This window comes from Qingrenia yutianensis (assembly GCF_014385105.1).
Classification (GTDB): domain Bacteria; phylum Bacillota; class Clostridia; order UMGS1810; family UMGS1810; genus Qingrenia; species Qingrenia yutianensis.
Genome location: NZ_JACRTE010000012.1, coordinates 1 through 18,003 on the forward strand (window position 1 = coordinate 1; position 18,003 = coordinate 18,003).

At 43.6% G+C, this 18,003-nt stretch carries 19 protein-coding genes, 2 tRNA genes and 1 other RNA gene; 21 read left to right on the forward strand and 1 reads right to left on the reverse strand.

The annotated features are described in order from the left end of the window. Window positions 1-161 precede the first annotated feature (161 nt). Entirely contained in the window at window positions 162-1,649 is a 1,488-nt protein-coding gene (locus H8706_RS08955) for an N-acetylmuramoyl-L-alanine amidase family protein (RefSeq protein ID WP_262432361.1), read from the reverse strand. A gap of 394 nt (window positions 1,650-2,043) precedes the next feature. Here H8706_RS08955 and rpmH point away from each other — a divergent pair, with 394 nt between their 5' ends. The 21 genes from rpmH to H8706_RS09060 all read left to right on the forward strand — a co-directional run bounded on the left by rpmH (window position 2,044) and on the right by H8706_RS09060 (window position 17,955). Further along, window positions 2,044-2,178 carry a 50S ribosomal protein L34 gene (gene rpmH, locus H8706_RS08960; RefSeq protein WP_178348530.1) on the forward strand — a complete coding sequence of 45 codons (135 nt, stop codon included), beginning with the start codon at window positions 2,044-2,046 and terminating at the stop codon, window positions 2,176-2,178. 63 nt (window positions 2,179-2,241) lie between these two features. After that, window positions 2,242-2,583: a ribonuclease P protein component gene (rnpA, locus tag H8706_RS08965; protein ID WP_262432362.1), complete on the forward strand. Its 342-nt coding sequence runs from the start codon at window positions 2,242-2,244 to the stop codon at window positions 2,581-2,583. Beyond that, a complete protein-coding gene (gene yidD, locus H8706_RS08970; protein ID WP_178348532.1) occupies window positions 2,570-2,788 on the forward strand; it encodes a membrane protein insertion efficiency factor YidD in 219 nt (72 codons plus the stop codon). Before rnpA ends, yidD begins: the two co-directional genes overlap by 14 nt. 129 nt (window positions 2,789-2,917) lie before the next feature. After that, a complete protein-coding gene (locus tag H8706_RS08975) occupies window positions 2,918-3,775 on the forward strand; it encodes a YidC/Oxa1 family membrane protein insertase (RefSeq protein ID WP_394354554.1) in 858 nt (285 codons plus the stop codon). A gap of 51 nt (window positions 3,776-3,826) precedes the next feature. After that, window positions 3,827-4,447, forward strand: a complete 621-nt coding sequence (gene jag, locus H8706_RS08980; RefSeq protein WP_316636914.1) for an RNA-binding cell elongation regulator Jag/EloR — start codon at window positions 3,827-3,829, stop codon at window positions 4,445-4,447. A 124-nt stretch (window positions 4,448-4,571) separates the two neighbouring features. Further along, on the forward strand, window positions 4,572-5,933 hold the full coding sequence (mnmE, locus tag H8706_RS08985) for a tRNA uridine-5-carboxymethylaminomethyl(34) synthesis GTPase MnmE (RefSeq protein WP_262432363.1): 1,362 nt from the start codon (window positions 4,572-4,574) through the stop codon (window positions 5,931-5,933). Between the two features lie 18 nt (window positions 5,934-5,951). Next, window positions 5,952-7,820 (forward strand): tRNA uridine-5-carboxymethylaminomethyl(34) synthesis enzyme MnmG, encoded by a 1,869-nt coding sequence (gene mnmG / locus H8706_RS08990; protein ID WP_262432364.1) that lies wholly within the window; start codon window positions 5,952-5,954, stop codon window positions 7,818-7,820. Window positions 7,821-7,852: 32 nt separating this feature from the next. Beyond that, a complete protein-coding gene (gene rsmG, locus H8706_RS08995) occupies window positions 7,853-8,518 on the forward strand; it encodes a 16S rRNA (guanine(527)-N(7))-methyltransferase RsmG (protein WP_262432403.1) in 666 nt (221 codons plus the stop codon). Window positions 8,519-8,631: 113 nt separating this feature from the next. Further along, window positions 8,632-9,462: a nucleoid occlusion protein gene (gene noc / locus H8706_RS09000; protein WP_178348536.1), complete on the forward strand. Its 831-nt coding sequence runs from the start codon at window positions 8,632-8,634 to the stop codon at window positions 9,460-9,462. 210 nt (window positions 9,463-9,672) lie between these two features. Beyond that, entirely contained in the window at window positions 9,673-10,452 is a 780-nt protein-coding gene (locus H8706_RS09005) for an ECF transporter S component (protein ID WP_262432365.1), read from the forward strand. A 123-nt stretch (window positions 10,453-10,575) separates the two neighbouring features. Next, window positions 10,576-10,807, forward strand: a non-coding RNA gene (gene ssrS, locus H8706_RS09010) — 6S RNA. Window positions 10,808-10,921: 114 nt separating this feature from the next. Continuing rightward, a complete protein-coding gene (locus H8706_RS09015; RefSeq protein WP_178348538.1) occupies window positions 10,922-11,275 on the forward strand; it encodes a sulfite exporter TauE/SafE family protein in 354 nt (117 codons plus the stop codon). Further along, window positions 11,276-11,635: a sulfite exporter TauE/SafE family protein gene (locus H8706_RS09020; protein WP_262432366.1), complete on the forward strand. Its 360-nt coding sequence runs from the start codon at window positions 11,276-11,278 to the stop codon at window positions 11,633-11,635. It begins immediately after the preceding gene. A 24-nt stretch (window positions 11,636-11,659) separates the two neighbouring features. Continuing rightward, complete coding sequence (murD, locus tag H8706_RS09025) at window positions 11,660-13,072, forward strand: UDP-N-acetylmuramoyl-L-alanine--D-glutamate ligase (protein WP_262432367.1); 1,413 nt, start codon at window positions 11,660-11,662, stop codon at window positions 13,070-13,072. A 42-nt stretch (window positions 13,073-13,114) separates the two neighbouring features. Further along, window positions 13,115-14,146 carry a M20/M25/M40 family metallo-hydrolase gene (locus H8706_RS09030; protein WP_262432368.1) on the forward strand — a complete coding sequence of 344 codons (1,032 nt, stop codon included), beginning with the start codon at window positions 13,115-13,117 and terminating at the stop codon, window positions 14,144-14,146. Further along, window positions 14,140-15,177: a M42 family metallopeptidase gene (locus H8706_RS09035; RefSeq protein WP_262432369.1), complete on the forward strand. Its 1,038-nt coding sequence runs from the start codon at window positions 14,140-14,142 to the stop codon at window positions 15,175-15,177. Before H8706_RS09030 ends, H8706_RS09035 begins: the two co-directional genes overlap by 7 nt. A gap of 6 nt (window positions 15,178-15,183) precedes the next feature. Continuing rightward, window positions 15,184-16,161, forward strand: coding sequence for a M42 family metallopeptidase (locus tag H8706_RS09040; protein ID WP_262432370.1), 978 nt, complete (start codon window positions 15,184-15,186; stop codon window positions 16,159-16,161). A gap of 93 nt (window positions 16,162-16,254) precedes the next feature. Continuing rightward, window positions 16,255-16,343, forward strand: a tRNA-Leu gene (locus tag H8706_RS09045). 128 nt (window positions 16,344-16,471) lie between these two features. After that, window positions 16,472-16,548 (forward strand) — tRNA-Met (locus H8706_RS09050). A gap of 406 nt (window positions 16,549-16,954) precedes the next feature. After that, entirely contained in the window at window positions 16,955-17,164 is a 210-nt protein-coding gene (locus H8706_RS09055; RefSeq protein WP_262432371.1) for a hypothetical protein, read from the forward strand. A 41-nt stretch (window positions 17,165-17,205) separates the two neighbouring features. Beyond that, a complete protein-coding gene (locus tag H8706_RS09060) occupies window positions 17,206-17,955 on the forward strand; it encodes an S-layer homology domain-containing protein (RefSeq protein WP_262432372.1) in 750 nt (249 codons plus the stop codon). Window positions 17,956-18,003: the final 48 nt, after the last annotated feature.

Genomic DNA, 18,003 nt, shown 5'->3' on the forward strand with positions numbered 1-18,003 from the left:
TGTGCTTTTATGCTATATATGAGCTGAAGGATGAAATCCCGAAATATGGATTTCATCCTTCGAAAAACACTTAAATTATATTATCATTTTGGAGTTTACACAAAATCGGGGAAATACCCGTATTCTTTTTTGAAGAATACGCTTTAAGTTTTTTATAATTTCTATTCGTTTTTAGCTTTGATGATATTTTGTTTCATTGTTTCGAGCGACTGTTTTATGCCGTCCGCAATGGAGCGCGCATATGCATTGAGTGCCGTTTCGTCGGTCATAATCGCCCTGTCGTTTGCATTTGAAATAAATGCACACTCAATCAAAACCGCAGGCATATTTGTTTTTCTCAAAACCCATAAACCGGGCCGCGAAACAATTCCTCTGTCCTTGATATTGACCGCAGCGGCGATTTGCTTGTCAATGTTAACCGCAACTTCTTTTGAGTTTATTCCGTATTTGTCACCCAGAGCGTCGCCGTTGTAAAGCACCATCATACCGCTTACATCGGGGCTGTTTTCCATAGCGTTTATATGAACGCTTACAAAAAGGTCGGCGTCGTAATTATTAGCAATATCGGTAATTTCTTTAAGTTCAAGGAATTGGTCGGTGTTTCGTGTGTATTTAACGTTTACGCCCTCCGAAAGAAGAATGTCGTAAACTCTGTTCGCAATGGTGAGGTTAACGTCTTTTTCGGCAAGCTCAATCACGCCGTTTGCGTTTTTGTAAACCGCGCCGGGGTCTTTTCCGCCGTGTCCGGCATCAATAACAACGCAAAGATTGTTTTCGTTTCGGGTTTTTGTAAATTCCTTGTCGGTCATAGTGACGCCGGGTTCCTGCGGATTATCGGGCGTCACGGGATTTGCAGGTGTTACGGGATTTGACGGAGTTACAACCGCGGTTGACGCACTGCCGACATTTACCGTAAATATTCCGTTTGCAAATGACGTTGTATATGGCTGAACATTTTTACATTCTATAACAACTCTTGCGTAGTCCTCGTGCTGTGCGTAACGAACTTCTTTTACAAATGAGTTGTCAACGGTAACTTTGGAATCTGCAAACGCAAGCGAAGTGTTTTCAAAATCCATAACTATGCAGTTTGAATACGAAAGAAAGGACGTGTTCGGCTCTTTTGTACCGTTGTATTTAATTTCAAAAACGCTTTTGTCATCGCCGTTCTGAGCGAGTTTAATATCCGAAATTACGGTATTTTCGGTATTGTTTCCGCTGCCGGCTGAATCGTTATTATATGTAATAAGCACGCTTTTTGTTTTTTCCTCCCATTTTACCTCACATCCGAGAGCTTCGCTTATAAAGCGTATAGGCACCATACATCTGTCCGAAATTATCGTCGGCGCACAGTCGAGCGATACAGCTTTTGAGTTGACATATGCGGTTTTAGCTCCGACGGTGAGGAGAATTTCACTGCCGTCCTTTTTTACCGTAACCTGTTTGTTTGCACCGTCCCATTCCACCGATGCGCCGAATGCGTCGAAAATTGCACGGGTGGGGCAAAGGGTTCTGTCGTTTACAAGCTGCGGTGCAACGTCACAGTTTATTTTGCTTCCGTTTATATAAAGCGAAATGTCATCTTGCGCGAGTGCCGTTGATGTCAAAAACAAGGCTGACGTTATAATGAATAAAAATAATTTTTTCATAGATTTCTCCTTAAATTCCGATAAACATAGCATTGGAGAATAACTCCGTATGCCTGTATATTTTATCACAAAACCGCGCATTTTTCGACAAAATATTAAATATGCAAAGAAAATGTAACATTTAGCCGAAAGAAAATAATCCAAACTCCGATTTTGAGAGGCGGGTTCGGATTGCTTTCTTTCGGCAAGGCATCAGAGGATAGAACCATACTGGGTTCAGTCCTCTGATGCCTAATTAAAAAATAATGCAAATTTACGTGAATTAAATATTGACAAAAGCTTTTTTTTATTGTATAATAAATAACGATTTGTAAAATATGACAAGCCTCGCTTGGGTTTGGTATACTTGCTTGGGTTTGTTTATATAGGTAAACTTTAGGGAGGTGCGTTTTAAATGAAAAGAACATATCAGCCGAATGTAAGACACAGAAGCAAAGTTCACGGCTTCAGAAAAAGAATGTCAACAAGCAATGGCAGAAAAGTTTTAGCTCGCAGAAGATTAAAGGGTAGAAAAGTTTTGTCTGCGTAATAAAGTAAACTCTGAAAGGCCACAAGCGTTTTGTGGTCTTTTTAAGCATTAGGAGGCTTTTGCTTGAAGGGAACCGTTAAGCTTAACAGAGAGTTCAGATATGCGTACAACCGAGGTAAAAAGGTTGTTACGCCCGCTCTTGTTATGCACTGTTACAAAAACAGGACAAGCACTACAAAATACGGCATTACAGCGTCTACCGCAATAGGCAAGGCGCATTTGAGAAACAGGGCAAAGCGGCTTATAAGAGAAGCTTACAGAGGCTTTGCACCGCGTATAAAAGGCGGTATGAACATAATATTTGCCGCGCGCGTCAAAACCGCGTCGGCAAGCCTTGAAACCGTTAAAAATGCTATGAACGAATGTTTTGAAAAAGCAGGCTTGTTTAAAGATGAAAATAATTGACAAAGCCGTAATCCGGCTTATTTTGTTTTACCGAAAATACATTTCTCCGCTGAAAAAACCGTGCTGTAGGTTTTATCCGACTTGTTCGCAGTATGCAATTTCGGCGGTGAAGAAATACGGAGCATTTAAAGGAGGTTTTCTTGCAGTAAAGAGAATACTCCGATGCAATCCGTTATTCAAAGGCGGTTACGATCCGCTTAAATAATCAGACATTGCGCAAAAAATACCGCGCACGGAGGCGATTGGAATTAACATTTTCAGAGGAATTTCACACGGACTTGGTTTTATTTTAAATTTTATATACGGATTTGTAAACAACTACGGTATTGCACTTGTGATTTTCACCGTTTTGGTAAAGCTTGTTTTGCTGCCGCTCAGCGCAAAACAGCAGAAATCAATGGTAAAAATGCAGCAGGTTCAGCCGAAGCTTAAAGAATTGCAGGATAAGTATAAAAACGACCCGCAGAAAATGCAGCAGGAGCAGATGAAACTCTACAAAGAGCATAATGTAAGCCCTGCCGGCGGATGTCTGCCTATGCTTATTCAGATGCCGATACTTTTGTGCCTTTATCAGGTTATCTCATATCCGCTCACGTTTATGCTCCAGATGTCGGCAAGCGAAAGCTGGTCGCTCGCAATGCAGTATGCCGCGGATATGCTCGGCAAAAGTAAAAATTTCAACTCGGCGGCACAGATTGTCGCGGCTACAAAGTCGGGACTTATCGACTTTGAACTTTTCAAAGGTTTTGACCTTTCGCTCGTTCCGTGGCAGGGCCTTGCAAAGCCGAACATACTTTGGATTATCCCGATTTTTGCAGGCTTAACGACGTTTTTGAGCAGTTACATTACGATGAACACGTCGGGTACCAAAAAAGCTGAAAAGAAAGAGGACGAAAAGCCGAAAAGGGTTTTAAATCCTGAAGATACAAAACAGGGCAACAACGGCGACCAGGCACAGGCCATGAATAAGTCTATGATGTATTTTATGCCGTTTTTCACAGGCTGGATTGCTTTCAGCTACTCGGCGGCGCTCGGTTTTTACTGGGGATTGAGCAACATTCTTTCAATTCTTCAGCAGATGTACCTTAACAACAAATACGGCGAAAAATTCAAAGAAGAAGTTAAGGCTGTTGAGGACGAAAAGGAAAAAGCGCGCAAAGAAAGGCGCAAACTGAAACAGAAAAGAAAGTAATGCTTTATCATATTTTTAATTGCTATATTGATTTAATGGGGAGTGATTGTCGTGAAAACAATCGAAATGGTCGGCAAAACGGTAGATGACGCTGTAAACGCGGCTCTTGCCGAACTTAATGCTAAAAAAGAAGATGTTGACGTTGAAGTTTTGGAGGAAGGCTCGAAAGGCTTTCTCGGTATGGGAAGCAAAGACGCAAAAGTGCGTGTAAGCCTTAAATGCACACCGCAGAACAAAGCAGTTGACTTTTTATCGGGACTTTTTGATGTTTGGGGATTGAATGTTAAAATCAGCACCGAGCTTGACGGCGATGTTTTAAAGGTTGAGCTTGAGGGTGACGATATGGGCGTTGTAATCGGCAAAAGAGGCGAAACGCTCGACGCTTTGCAGCATCTTACAAGCCTTAATGTTAACACCGGCGACGGCGATTTTGTAAAGGTCAGCCTTGACACCGAGGGTTACAGAGAAAAGAGAGTTAAAACTTTGGAAAGTCTTGCGGCAAAGCTTGCGTCTAAAGTTGCGAAAACAAGACATAATGTGACGCTTGAGCCGATGAATTCGTACGAAAGACGAATTATCCACGCGTCGCTTCAGGACAACGAATTTGTAACAACATACAGTGTAGGGCAGTCACCTAACAGAAAAGTTGTAATCGCCTATAACAGAAAATAGTTTGATTTAAAAGCTAAAGATTGCCTTTTTGTCGGGCATACGGGGCTTTTCCGTGTGCCGAAAGGCAATCTTTATTTGTTTGCGGAATATCTTAAAAGTTCGGATTATAAGGACGGTAAATTTTATGCAGAAAACCATTGCTGCAATTTCAACCGCGCAGGGGCCGGGCGGAATTGCCATTGTGCGAATGAGCGGTGATAATGCGATTGAAATTGCGGATAAAATTTTTAACGGAAGAATTAAACTTTCCGACGCAAAAACTCACACCGTGCACCACGGATTTATATGTGACGGTACGCAAAAAACCGACGAAGTGCTTGTCACCGTTATGCGCGCGCCGAATACCTATACAAAAGAAGATGTTGTTGAAATAAACTGTCACGGCGGAAGTGTGAGCGCACGAAAAATTTTGAGTCTGCTCATAAAAAACGGTGCGTCTTATGCCGACAGGGGCGAGTTTACCAAACGCGCGTTTTTGAATGGCAGAATTGACCTTTGCGAGGCGGAGGCGGTTATCGACGTTATAAATTCAAAAACGGGCAGACTGCACACCGCGGCGGTAAATCAGCTCGGCGGAAGTCTTTCGGAAAAAATCAACGAAATCCGTGACGGCCTTTTGTCGCTCTCGGCAAATCTCGACGTTATAAGCGACTTTCCCGAGGAGGGACTTGAACCGCTCTCCGATGAGGAATATTATAATTTGCTCGTCCGTTTGCGCGATAAAACGAAAAAGCTTTACGACACCGCCGACAAGGGCAGAATTATACGAAACGGCATAAAAACCGTTATTGTCGGCAAGCCGAACGTTGGAAAATCGTCGCTTTTAAACCTTCTTTCGGGAAGCGAGCGCGCGATTGTCACCGATGTTGAGGGCACAACGCGCGATATTATAGAAGAACAAATCGACCTCGGAAGTGTAACGCTCGCAGTGTCAGATACCGCAGGCATACGCACAACCGACGATAAAGTTGAAAAAATCGGCGTTGAGATGTCGAAAAAACGTGCGTCCGAGGCGGAACTCGTTATTTTTATGCTGGACGCTATGCGCGAAATTGATGAAAACGATACCGAAATTTTTGAACTTATAAACGGCAAAAAAACGGTTTTTCTTGTTAATAAAAGCGAGAATGGCATAAACGACAGCGTTAAAAATTTTTGTGCCGATAAAGAAAATGTGATTGAATTTTCCGTTAAAAACGAAACGGGTGTTGACGCACTTAACGAAAAAATCGCACAGATGTTCGATATGGGCGAAATTTCGGACGGCGGCGGTGAAACCATTATAAACGAACGGCACAAAGAGGCGCTTGCAGGCGCTCTTGAAAGCATAAATTCCGCGCTCAAAACGCTTGAGGACGGTATGCCGTCCGATATGACTTTTGTGGACATTGAAAATGCGGTGAGCAAACTCGGCGCGGTGACGGGTATGAGCGTGGGCGAAGAAATTGTGGACAGAATTTTTCATTCGTTCTGTGTGGGAAAATAACTTAAAAAGGTGAGAAAAATGGAATTATACAATGCGGGAGAATATGATGTTGCGGTTATCGGGGGCGGTCATGCAGGGTGCGAGGCGGCGCTTGCGTCGGCAAGGCTCGGGCTTAAAACCATTATATTTGCGATAAACCTTGACACAATCGCAAATATGCCGTGCAATCCGTGTATCGGCGGTACGGCAAAAGGACACCTTGTGCGCGAAATCGACGCTCTTGGCGGTGAAATGGGCAAAAATACCGACAAAACTTTCATTCAGTCGCGCATTTTAAACAAGGGAAAAGGTCCTGCGGTGTATTCTCTGCGCGCACAGGCTGACAGGCGAATGTATCAGCAGGAAATGAAACGTGTGCTTGAAAAACAGGAAAATCTCGACATAAAGCAGGCGGAAATTATAGATATTGAATTTGACGAAAACAACGCGGTTAAGGCAGTTATAACGCACCTCGGCGCGCGTTTTGCGGTCAAGGCAGCGATTATTGCGACGGGAACGTTTCTTCGCGGAAATGTAATCGTGGGCGATGTGAGTTACCCGAGCGGTCCGGACGGAATTTTCCCGGCGAACAGGCTTTCCGACGCGCTCAAAAACAAGAAAATTGAGCTTATGCGCTTTAAAACGGGAACACCGGCGCGAATTAACGCAAACAGCGTGGATTTTTCAAAAATGGAAATTCAAAAGGGCGATGAGGACATCACTCCGTTTTCGTTTGAAACCGAAAATCCCGGTGAAAACAAGGTGTGCTGCTATCTTACATACACAAACAAGGAAACGCATAAGGTTATTATGGACAATCTTCACCGTTCGCCGATTTACAGCGGAAAAATCGAGGGCATCGGTCCGCGTTACTGCCCGTCGATAGAGGACAAAATTGTGCGTTTTAAGGACAAGGAAAGGCACCAGATTTTTATTGAGCCTATGGGGCTTACCACCGACGAGATGTATGTGCAAGGGTTCTCGTCAAGTTTGCCCGAGGATGTTCAGCTTAAAATGCTTCACACGCTTCCGGGACTTGAAAACGCAAAAATGATGCGCACCGCATATGCGATTGAATACGACTGCGTTGACGCGACAAGTCTTTATGCAACACTGGAATTTAAATATTTCCCCGGACTTTACGGCGCGGGACAGTTTAACGGCAGTTCCGGCTATGAGGAGGCGGCGGCACAGGGACTTATCGCCGGTATTAACGCGGCGCTTAAAATAAAAGGAGAGGAGCCGTTTATTCTCGACAGGTCGGAGGGGTATATCGGCACGCTTATCGACGATTTGACGGTTAAAGGCACAAAGGAGCCGTACCGTATGATGACGTCGCGCAGTGAATACCGTCTTTTGTTAAGGCAGGACAACGCGGATTTGCGCCTTACGCCGAAGGGTCATAAAATCGGCCTTATAAGCGACGAAAGGTATGCTAAATTTTTGGCGAAAAAAGAGGCAATAGAAAAGGAAATTGCGCGCGCAAGAGAGACGGTTATAGCGCCGAGCGCCGAGGTGAACGCACTTCTTGAAAGCGTGAACAGTTCGCCGATAAAATCGGGAGTTCATTTGAGCGAGCTTATAAAGCGTCCCGAGCTTGACTATAAAATTCTGGCGCCGATAGACAAAGACCGTCCGAAACTTAACAAATACGTTGAAGAACAGGCTTATATTCAGATAAAATACGAGGGATACATTCAAAAACAGCTTGACCAGGTGGAGCAGTTTAAGAAGCTTGAAAACAAGAAAATTCCCGACGGAATTGACTTTTCGCAAATTCACGGACTGCGCCTTGAGGCACGTCAGAAACTTGCGAAATTCAAGCCTCACTCAATCGGTCAGGCGTCGAGAATATCGGGTGTTTCGCCGTCGGATATTAACGTTTTGCTGATATATTTGTCGCATTAGGAGGAATTTTTATCAATACGATTAAAGATTTAATTTCGCATAATACCGAGGATTTTTATAAATTTTATTCGCTTTTGACCGAGTGGAACGAGAAAATCAACCTCACCGCGATAACCGGGGAATATGACGTTGCGACAAAGCATTTTCTCGATTGCCGTTCAATATTTGATTATGTCGATTTTGCGGACGGCGCAAAAATAATCGACGTCGGCTGCGGTGCGGGATTTCCGTCGGTGGTTATGGGAATAACAAACAGGAACCTCAAAATAACTATGCTCGATTCATTAAACAAGCGGATAAATTTTTTAAACGAAGTTATAAGCGAGCTTAATCTTGAAAATTTATGCGCCGTTCATTCGCGCGCGGAGGATTTGGGACGCGCAAAGGAACACCGCGAAAAATACGACTTTGCGGTGTCGCGCGCGGTGGCGAATTTAGCGTCGCTCACCGAGCTTTGTATGCCGTTTGTAAAGGTCGGGGGATATTTTGTCGCATTTAAAGGTCCGAATGTTTCCGAGGAAATAGAAAACGCCGAAAATGCAATAAAACTTCTCGGCGGAAAGATAGAAAGGGTGGAAAATTACGAAATTCCCACCACGGATTTAAAACACAATCTTGTTTTTATAAAAAAAATATCAGCCGTTTCGTCACGTTTCCCCAGAAAAAGCCCGAAACCGATAAAAGAGCCGTTGAAATAAGGGATTTCACGGATTTTTTTGTTGTAATTTCACGAACGGTTTTTCTTCCATTTTTTGTAAAAGTATGATATTATCAATACATAGATTACTTTTACAAATGAGGAGTGCGTTTTATGGAAAGATTTTTTTCGTCAGCAAAGAACAAGGATATAAAAAACAATGTGGTTGAGGTGGATATTGATAAAATCCGTCCCAATCCGTACCAGCCGAGAAAGGTTTTTGATTTGGCGTCGATATACGAACTTGCGGAGTCGATAAAGCATTTCGGTGTTATTCAGCCTCTTTCGGTGAGAAAGGCAAAAAAAGGCGCGTTTGAACTTATTGCCGGGGAAAGAAGGCTTCGTGCGTGCGCGTATCTCAAAATGCAGAAAGTGCCCGTTATAGTCGTTGATATGAACGACAACGACAGCGCGGTGGTTGCTCTTATAGAAAATCTTCAGCGCAAGGATTTGACATTTTTCGAGGAGGCGGAGGCATATTTTCACCTCATCACCGAGCACGGCCTGACGCAGGAGGAATTGTCGAAAAAAGTGGGAAAAAATCAGTCGACCGTGGCGAACAAATTAAGGCTTTTAAAACTCCCGAAAGACGTTAAGGAGATAATAAAAGACCATAAACTCACCGAGCGTCACGCGCGTGCGCTTTTGAAACTTCCCGACGAAAAAATGCAAAGGTCGGTTGTGCAGAGAATTGTCAAAAACGGATACAATGTGTCGGAAAGCGAAGAAATTATAGAAAAAATTCTCTTTAAGCTGTCGGGCGGAAAAAAGGAGAAAAAAGTTTTGCGCTGTGCGGTTTTAAAGGACGTGCGCATTTTTGCCAACACCATCAAAAAAGCGGTAAGCGTTATGCGCGAATCGGGCATAGACGCGGTGTCGGAACAGAACGAATGTGACGGATTTTACGAATATATTATAAAAATTCCCAAAAAAGTGAGTTTTTAATTGACATTTTAAACAGATAGTGATAAAATCAATATATTGCAGAGCAGACGTTAAGCGTTGGCATACACGCTGTGCCTAAAGTGTTAAAGAATGGGAGTAGAGTCTTTAAACGAAAAGAATTTTCTTGCGATTTAACGTTCCATCCACTGTATGTATTGATTTTTATATATACTCTGTATGCTCCTGCTCAAAAGAAAGGGAGTTTTTTTAATGCAAAAAAATGTTACGCGAAAAATAGTGTTTACCGCGCTTATTATTGCGGTTACGGCAGCCCTAAAGTGCACGGCAAGCATAATGCTTCCGTTTGCCGGCGCAGGCGGAATGAGAATTTCGCTTTCGGTTTTCTTTTCAAAACTGCCTGCGCTTATGTTCGGTCCCGTCATCGGCGCGATGTCATCTGTTTTAAACGACGTTATACCGGCGTTTATAAAGCCCGAGGGTGCATACATACCGCTTTTGACAGTAACTGCCGCGCTCGGCGGACTTATGTGCGGATTTTTATGGAAAAAGGCAGACAAAATCAATGCGGAAAAATTTAAAAAAATATTTTTGTCCGCGGTTGTTGTTCTCGGAATTTTGGGTATAATAAACTGCGTGTTTGTAACGTTTTTTAAAGATAACGCATACAGTGTAATTATAAAGTCTATGGGCGAAAAAAGGTACTGGTTTGTAACGCGGGGACTTTTGGCGGTATCGCTTGCAGGTGCGGCGATATTTGCGTTTGACGGACTTGTTCTCCGCAAAAATCCCGATTTTGACGAAAAATTTATAAAGCTTCTTTTGGTGCTTCTAATATCAAATTTAACCGTTACCACGCTCAATACATTTGTTTTGCGAATGTTTATACCTCCGCTTAAAAATCTTGCGTTTTTCATTTTTTATATTCCGCGTGTTACCGAGGAGATAATTGCGACGGTTATTCAGGCATATGCAAGCGCATATTTTCTGCGCCTTATATCAAAAATGCCGTTCGCAAAAGAGATTGTTTAATTTTTAAAATGGGATTAAAATTTGAAAAAATGTTAAAAATACTATTGAAAATGAGTTTTCAATATGCTATACTAATACTGCGCAAGATGATAACATCTTCGGCAAGCTGGAATATAAGCTAAAAACACCCTGCTTAGTGCGTGAATAACGGATTATATTTTAACCAACACATCTAAAAAGGAATTCTGACTCTTCTTGCGGCTGTAAACCACGCCCGCGCGGAAAAAGGCAACTTTTTACCGCGTGCGCCAAGCGAGGGAACAATAAACAAGAAGGCAGTTGTCCACCTGTTTAATTACAGGTTAGAAATGTATCCTGCGGTCTTTTGACCACTTTACGGCTCGGTGGGGTAATTTTTAAAAATTACAGCCAGACCTTTTGGGTATGGCTGTTTTGTTTGGAATTTTAATATTTTATCTTTTGAATATTTTTACCTTTCACTCCTAATATTAGTATGGGGTGATGAAATTTGAAAAAATATTTAAAGTTTGCCGTTATAGGCATAACGGCGGGGCTTTGCAACGGACTTTTCGGTTCGGGCGGCGGAACGGTTGCCGTGCCGTGTATGGAAAAATTTCTCGGCATCAAAAAAACCAAAGCGCACGCAAGCGCCATTGCAATAATTCTTCCGCTTACGGTTATAAGCATATTTTTCTACACAAAAAGGGGATTTTTCAATTTTCCGCTTGTGTGGCAAACATCGCTCGGCGGTGTGTTCGGCGGTTTAATCGGTGCGTGGGTGCTTAAAAAAATTAAACCGTACATTCTCGCACGCATATTCGGTGTATTCCTTATAATTGCGGCGGTGAGGATGGTGTTTTAAATGCTTGTATCGGTTATTGCGGGGCTTTTGTCGGGCGTTATAAGCGGTATGGGAATAGGCGGAGGAGCGGTGCTTATACCTGCGCTGACCTTCTTTTTGAAAATTGAACAGCACACTGCGCAGTGCACGAATTTGTATTATTTTATACCAACTGCCATAGCGGCGCTGGTTATTCATATAAAAAACAAAAACATAGAATTCAAAACCGCCGTGCCGATAACGGTTTTCGGCATAATCGGCGCAGTTTTGGGTTCATTTATTGCGGTTAATATGCCGACAAAGCTTTTAAGGCGCATATTTGCGGTCTTTCTGTTTTTGATGGGCATAAGCCAGATTATGACGAAAAAAAGCGATAGCTAAAAACATTTTAAGGGGCGATTTATTGTGACGCAAAATTCTGTTAAAAATCCTAAATTTGAACTTTTTAAAAATGAGGTACTCGGCAAGAATGTCGGCGTTTTGGGTGTCGGTGTGAGCAATCTTCCGCTTATTGAATTTTTAAACGGTCTCGGCGCGTATGTCACGGCGTTTGACAGGCGCACTGCGGATAAATTTGACGACGGTACCCTTGAAATTCTCAAGAAAAACACTAAAGGTATGGTGCTGGGCGAGGACTATCTCGACCGTCTTGACGGTATGGAAATAATTATAAAAACACCCGGTATACACCCGAACACTCCCCAGCTTGTGCGCGCGGCGGAAAACAATGTCATTGTGACGAGCGAAATGGAGATTTTTGTGAGTATTTGCCCGTGCAAAACAATCGGCGTGACGGGAAGCGACGGCAAAACGACAACCACCACGCTTATTTATGAAATGCTCAAAACAGAGGGGTATAACTGCTACGTCGGCGGAAATATCGGCAGACCGCTTTTAGCCGACGTTGAGCTTATCACGCCTGACGATATTGTTATTTTGGAGCTTTCAAGCTTTCAGCTTCAGAGTATGGTGCACAGTCCCAACATCGCGGTTGTGACAAACATTGCACCCAATCACCTTGATTATCACAAGGATATGAACGAGTATATCAATGCGAAAAAGAATATTTTTACGCATCAGAGTATGGACGACAAGCTTATTGTAAATATGGAAAACGAAATCACCGACGCATTTGAAAACGAGGCGTCGGGCGAGGTTGTGAAATTTTCTCTCCGCGAGCGTCCCAAGCACGGCGCATATGTTTACAGAAGCAAAATATATTTTGACGACGAGCCGATTTTGCGCAAGGCGGACATTAAGCTCCCCGGTGAGCACAATGTTGACAACTACCTTGCGGCAATATGTGCGGTTCAGGGATTGGTAAAAAAAGAAACAGTTTCAAAAGTTGCGCGCACCTTCGGCGGTGTTCCGCACAGACTGGAGCTTATACGCGAGTTTAACGGAGTTAAATTCTACAATGACTCCATTGCAAGCTCGCCCACGCGCACCGCGGCAGGACTTCGCGCGTTTAAGAATAAGGTTATACTTATCGCCGGCGGTTACGACAAAAAAATTCCGTTCGACGGTTTCGGCGAGATTGTTGTTGAAAAAACAAAAGCGGTTGTTTTGGTGGGCGCTACAGCAGAAAAAATCCGCACCGAGATAGAAAAGACCTGCGAAAAGCACGGAACGGGCGAACCGATTATCACGTGTTATACGCTTGAAGAAGCGGTTAAATCGGCATATTCGCTTGCAGATGACGGCGACGCTGTGCTTTTGTCGCCCGCGTGCGCAAGCTTCGATATGTTCAAAAATTTTGAAGAGCGCGGAAACGCATTCAAAGAAATTGTGGCGCTTTTGGGCAAAGAGGAATTATAGGAAAAATTGCGCCGCCGATTTGACGGCGGAACGGAGAATTTTATGATTGAACAGAACATAGAAAAACTTACAAGCCTTTGCGGTGTGTCGGGAAACGAGCAAAACGTTGCCGAGGCGGTCAAAGGTATGTTTGAAAAATACTGCGATACTGTTTATACCGACGCGCTCGGAAGCGTTATCGGCTTAAAAAAAGGTCACGGTGACGGAAAAGTTATGATAGAGGTGCATATTGACGAAATCGGGCTTATGGTTACAAAAATCACCGATGAAGGATTTTTGAAGTTTACCAATATCGGCGGTATCGACACGCGCATTTTGCCCGGAAATGAAGTTACCGTTCACGGCAAAAAAGACCTTTTCGGCGTTGTGGGCGCTATTGCACCGCACCTTCTTTCGGCAAAGGAATTATCAAGCGTGATACCGAAAGAAAAGCTTTTTATCGACATCGGTATGTCAAAGTCCGAGGCGGAAAAGGTTGTAAGCGTCGGCGATACCGTGACGTTTAATGCCGAATTTACAATGCTCGGCAAAAGACATATTGCGTCAAAATCGCAGGACGACAGAACAAGCGTCAGCGTGCTTTTGGAGGTTTTAAGTCAGCTTGACGAAACAAAACTTCCGTTTGATTTGTATGTTGTCGGCGCGGTTCAAGAGGAGGTAGGACTCCGCGGAAGTACGACGGTCACATACGGAATTGACCCCGATTTTGCCGTTGCGACAGACGTTTGCCACGGCGACACTCCCGATGCGTCGGAAAACACATTTCCGCTCGGTGACGGCACGGTTTTTGAGGTCGGACCGAACATTTCAAAAAAACTTGCAAAAAATATAATAAAGTCTATGGACGAAAACAAAATTAAATACAATATTGAGGCGTGCGGGGGCAACACCGGTACCGACGCGTGGGCAATGCAGATTTGCAAAAACGGCGTTCCGACAGCGCTTTTTTCAATTCCGCTGCGGTATATGCACACTCCGTACGAAACGGTGTGCGTTGATGATGTAAAAGAAACCGCAAACGCGATTGCACAATTTTTAAAAGGTTTGAAAAAGGCAGGTGACGCTTTATGCTGAAAACGCTTACCGAGATAAACGCGGTGTCGGGCGATGAGGATTTGCTCGCCGAATTTATCGTTAAAAATATAAAGCCGTATGCAACCGATATTAAAATTGACACAATGGGCAATGTCATTGCTTTCAAAAAGGGCAGAAAAGGCGGAAAACTCACTCATATGCTTGCGGCGCATATGGATGAGGTGGGATTTATTATCACCAAAATCACCGAAAACGGATTTTTGAAATTTGAAGAGGTCGGCGGTATAAGCGACCAAATTCTGCTTACACAGCGTGTGGAAATCGGCGAAAATAAGGTTAAAGGCATTTTGGGCGTCAAAGCGGTGCATTTGCAGAGCAAAGACGAGCGCGAAAGCCTTATTAAAAAGAAAAATATGTATATTGATATTGGCGCGAAAGATAAAGCTGATGCGGAAAAACGCGTGAAAATCGGCGATTACGCAACGTTTTGTTCAAAATATACCGAGTTCGGAACCGACAAAATCAAAGCAAAAGCTCTGGACGACAGAGTAGGGGTTTACACCCTTTTGGAGCTTATAAAAGACGAATACGACGAGGATATTTATTTTTGCTTTACCGTTCAGGAGGAAGTGGGACTTCGCGGTGCGAAAATTGTTTCGCACAGGCTCAATGCCGATACCTGCCTTGTGCTTGAGGGTACAAACGCGGCGGACGTTGACGGTGTTCCGAAGCATAAACAGGTTACCGTGCTCGGTGACGGCCCTGCGCTTTCGATTATGGACAGGGCGTCGATTTCAAACAAAAAATACAACGAATTTATAGAAATTACCGCGAAAAACGAGGGACTGAAATATCAGTATAAAAAAACTGTGATGGGTGGAAACGATGCCGGCAGTGTATCGACTGCGTCGGACGGCTGTGCAACGGCGGTTATTTCGCTCCCGACAAGATATATTCATTCACCGATAAGCGTCGCGAAAAAAAGCGATATTGCCGATATGGTAAAGCTTGCGCGCGGTGTGCTTAAAAATCTTCACAAATTTGATTTGGATATGAAAGTGAGGTTTTAAATCATTATGGAACTTCTGAAAAAACTCTGCGAGGCATATGCGCCGTCGGGTGACGAGAGCGGAATCTGCAATATTATCGCGGACGAAATAAAAGGATATGCGGACGAGATTTATACTGATGTTATGGGAAATCTTATCGCGCACAAAAAGGGAAACGAAAAAAAAGTTATGTATATTGCCCACGTTGATGAAATCGGCATTACAGCGACGCACATTGACGATAACGGTTTTATACGTTTTGGTTTTATCGGCGGTGCAGACAAGTATTTTATGCTTTACCGCAGGGTTGTGTTTAAAAACGGCACTGCCGGCGTTGTTGCACACGAAGAAAGTGTTAAGGATATAAAGGATATTGAGGACTCGAATTTGTTTGTTGACATAGGTGCAAAGAGCCGTGAAGATGCCGAAAAATGTGTTTCGGTCGGCGATACTGCGGTGCTTATGCAGAATTTTGTCAAACTCGGCGATAAGGTAAACTGCAAGGCGCTTAACGGCAGAGCTGGCGCGTATGTTCTTATAAATGCAATTAAAAATATAAAAAACAACAAAAATGATTTATATTTTGTATTTTCAGCACAGAATACGGTGGGACTGCGCGGTGCTAAAACCTCGGCATTTGACATTGAACCCGATTATGCCGTTGCGGTTGACACTGTTTGCACAGGCGATACGCCCGAGGGAAAAGTTTCGGACATTGCGCTCGGGAACGGCATTGCGGTGAAAGTTAAAGATGCGTCGTTTATAGCGAACAAAGAGGTTAGGGAGCAGATTGTAAAATGTGCCGAAAAAAATAAGATAAAATATCAGATTGCCGTTGCGGAAAACGGCAGAAGCGATGTCGGAAGCGTTCACCTTTCGAAAAGCGGTGTAAAGTCGGGAGCGGTGTCAATTCCCGTGCGATATGCAAACACACCGTGCGAAACGGCAGATACGGGCGATATTGAAAGCGCGGTTGAGCTTGTTTCGAGCCTTGAATTTGAATAAAAAACAAAAAATTTAAAAAATTTGAAAAAAACGCAAAATTTACTTGACAACATATACTGTTTTGTGGTATTATAATTGAGCACGATAAATTTCGCCGGAGTGGCGGAACTGGCAGACGCCCAGGACTTAAAATCCTGTGGGATTAGTTTCCCGTACCGGTTCGATTCCGGTCTCCGGCACCATTGTTGTGCTTGAGGTTGGTACCCAAAAGCAGTGTTTGGAGCAGTGAAGTTTGTCGGTAAATTTTGCGGAATATTATTTTAAAAAATGGTATATTTGCAAAAAGAAGTGTCTATAATTTAATATGTATCGCAGGGTGGAGCAGTCTGGTAGCTCGTCGGGCTCATAACCCGAAGGTCGTTGGTTCAAATCCGGCCCCTGCACCCAATGAAAAACCGCTTAACAAAGCCATTTGTGCAATGTTAGGCGGTTTTTGCTATATTCAAAAACAGGCGAATAATTCAACAATAATTCAACTCGATATAAAAAATCACGCTTTTTTAAGAAATATATCAGATAAAATATCAGCGCTTCTTTGGTCTGCTTCTTCCATAATGTGAGCATATATATTTGCCGTTGTAGAAACCTGTGCGTGTCCTAATCTCTTTGAGATAGATACACTGTCCACACCGTTAAAGTATAGAGGCGAGTATGACGGATATTCGCACAGTATAGGATATACGCCTCCCGACAATATGACCGCTGAAAGATACCGGTGGTATTTTGTACCGAACGGCTCGTCCGACGCGATACCCGTTCCGTCGGAGCCGTATAATGATACAGCGCTAAAAATGTGTCGGAAAGCGGTGAATATTATTACCGTATTGAGGTTATGTTTAACGGTTATGTAACCAGGCTGTTCACGGAAAGGGCAACTGTTGAAATCACCAAAAAGCCTGTTTCGGTGAAAGCGTTGGACAAAAGCAAGATATATGACGCAAAACCGCTTTTGACAAACGAAACGTTGCTTGCGGAACGCTTAATATCACTCCGCTCGGCCTGACGGTTAAACCGAAAGATGCGCGCGTGAGTGCCGGCTCGGTTTTGAGCGAAAATGTTTTATATGAAATAGACGGCACACTCAAAAACGAAAATCTTTCTTTGGCAAATGCAAAGATTACCGCAAAAAATGCGGACGGAAAAGACGTTTCGTTCGGCGATATTACAAAAAACACCGGTACATACACCGTTGTGATTGATTACAGCGGTTTTGACGGTATCGGCAGTGAAAATTATCAGGGAAACGGCTCCGTTACTTCTGAAGTTGTTGTTTACAGAAAAAGCAGCGGCGGCGGTTCGGGCGAAAGCGCATTTGATGATGTGGGAACTGACGCTTGGTATTATGACGCTGTTACGGCTCTTGCAAATATGGGCATCATAAAGGGAACGGGCGGCAACCGCCTCGACCCCGACGGCGAAATAACGCGTGCGGAATTTATTGCGGCGGCAATGAGGTTTACCGATATTGATGCAAAAGGAACTGTGACATTCACCGATGTTGCACAGGATCACTGGGCGGCAAAGGAAATTTCAAGCGCCGCATCTCTCGGCTGGATTTCGGGAAATGACGACGGCACATTCAGTCCCGACGATTTGCTCGAACGTTCCTCCGCTGCAAAAATTGTCAACAATATGCTCGGAAGAAAGGCAGACATCGAATACATCAACGCGCACAGGGACGGTATAACGCTGTTTGACGATGTTCCGTCTTGGAAGTGGTACTGCGGAGATGTTGCGGAGGCATCAAATACGCACGGATTTGAAAAAATTAACGGCGCGGAAAGTTGGAAATAAACAGTATTCCGCAAAGAAGTATCAGAAAAATACTGCTCTTTTATAAGG

What these genes read in the sequence shown, in the direction of transcription:
- yidD (WP_178348532.1), top strand. Translation starts at nt 2,570, where the DNA reads ATGAAAATAATTGACAAAGCCGTAATCCGGCTTATTTTGTTTTACCGA.
- mnmE (WP_262432363.1), top strand. Translation starts at nt 4,572, where the DNA reads ATGCAGAAAACCATTGCTGCAATTTCAACCGCGCAGGGGCCGGGCGGA.
- noc (WP_178348536.1), top strand. Translation starts at nt 8,632, where the DNA reads ATGGAAAGATTTTTTTCGTCAGCAAAGAACAAGGATATAAAAAACAAT.
- H8706_RS09005 (WP_262432365.1), top strand. Translation starts at nt 9,673, where the DNA reads ATGCAAAAAAATGTTACGCGAAAAATAGTGTTTACCGCGCTTATTATT.
- H8706_RS09020 (WP_262432366.1), top strand. Translation starts at nt 11,276, where the DNA reads ATGCTTGTATCGGTTATTGCGGGGCTTTTGTCGGGCGTTATAAGCGGT.
- rpmH (WP_178348530.1), top strand. Translation starts at nt 2,044, where the DNA reads ATGAAAAGAACATATCAGCCGAATGTAAGACACAGAAGCAAAGTTCAC.
- H8706_RS09040 (WP_262432370.1), top strand. Translation starts at nt 15,184, where the DNA reads ATGGAACTTCTGAAAAAACTCTGCGAGGCATATGCGCCGTCGGGTGAC.
- H8706_RS09030 (WP_262432368.1), top strand. Translation starts at nt 13,115, where the DNA reads ATGATTGAACAGAACATAGAAAAACTTACAAGCCTTTGCGGTGTGTCG.
- H8706_RS09035 (WP_262432369.1), top strand. Translation starts at nt 14,140, where the DNA reads ATGCTGAAAACGCTTACCGAGATAAACGCGGTGTCGGGCGATGAGGAT.
- mnmG (WP_262432364.1), top strand. Translation starts at nt 5,952, where the DNA reads ATGGAATTATACAATGCGGGAGAATATGATGTTGCGGTTATCGGGGGC.
- H8706_RS08955 (WP_262432361.1), bottom strand. Translation starts at nt 1,649, where the DNA reads ATGAAAAAATTATTTTTATTCATTATAACGTCAGCCTTGTTTTTGACA.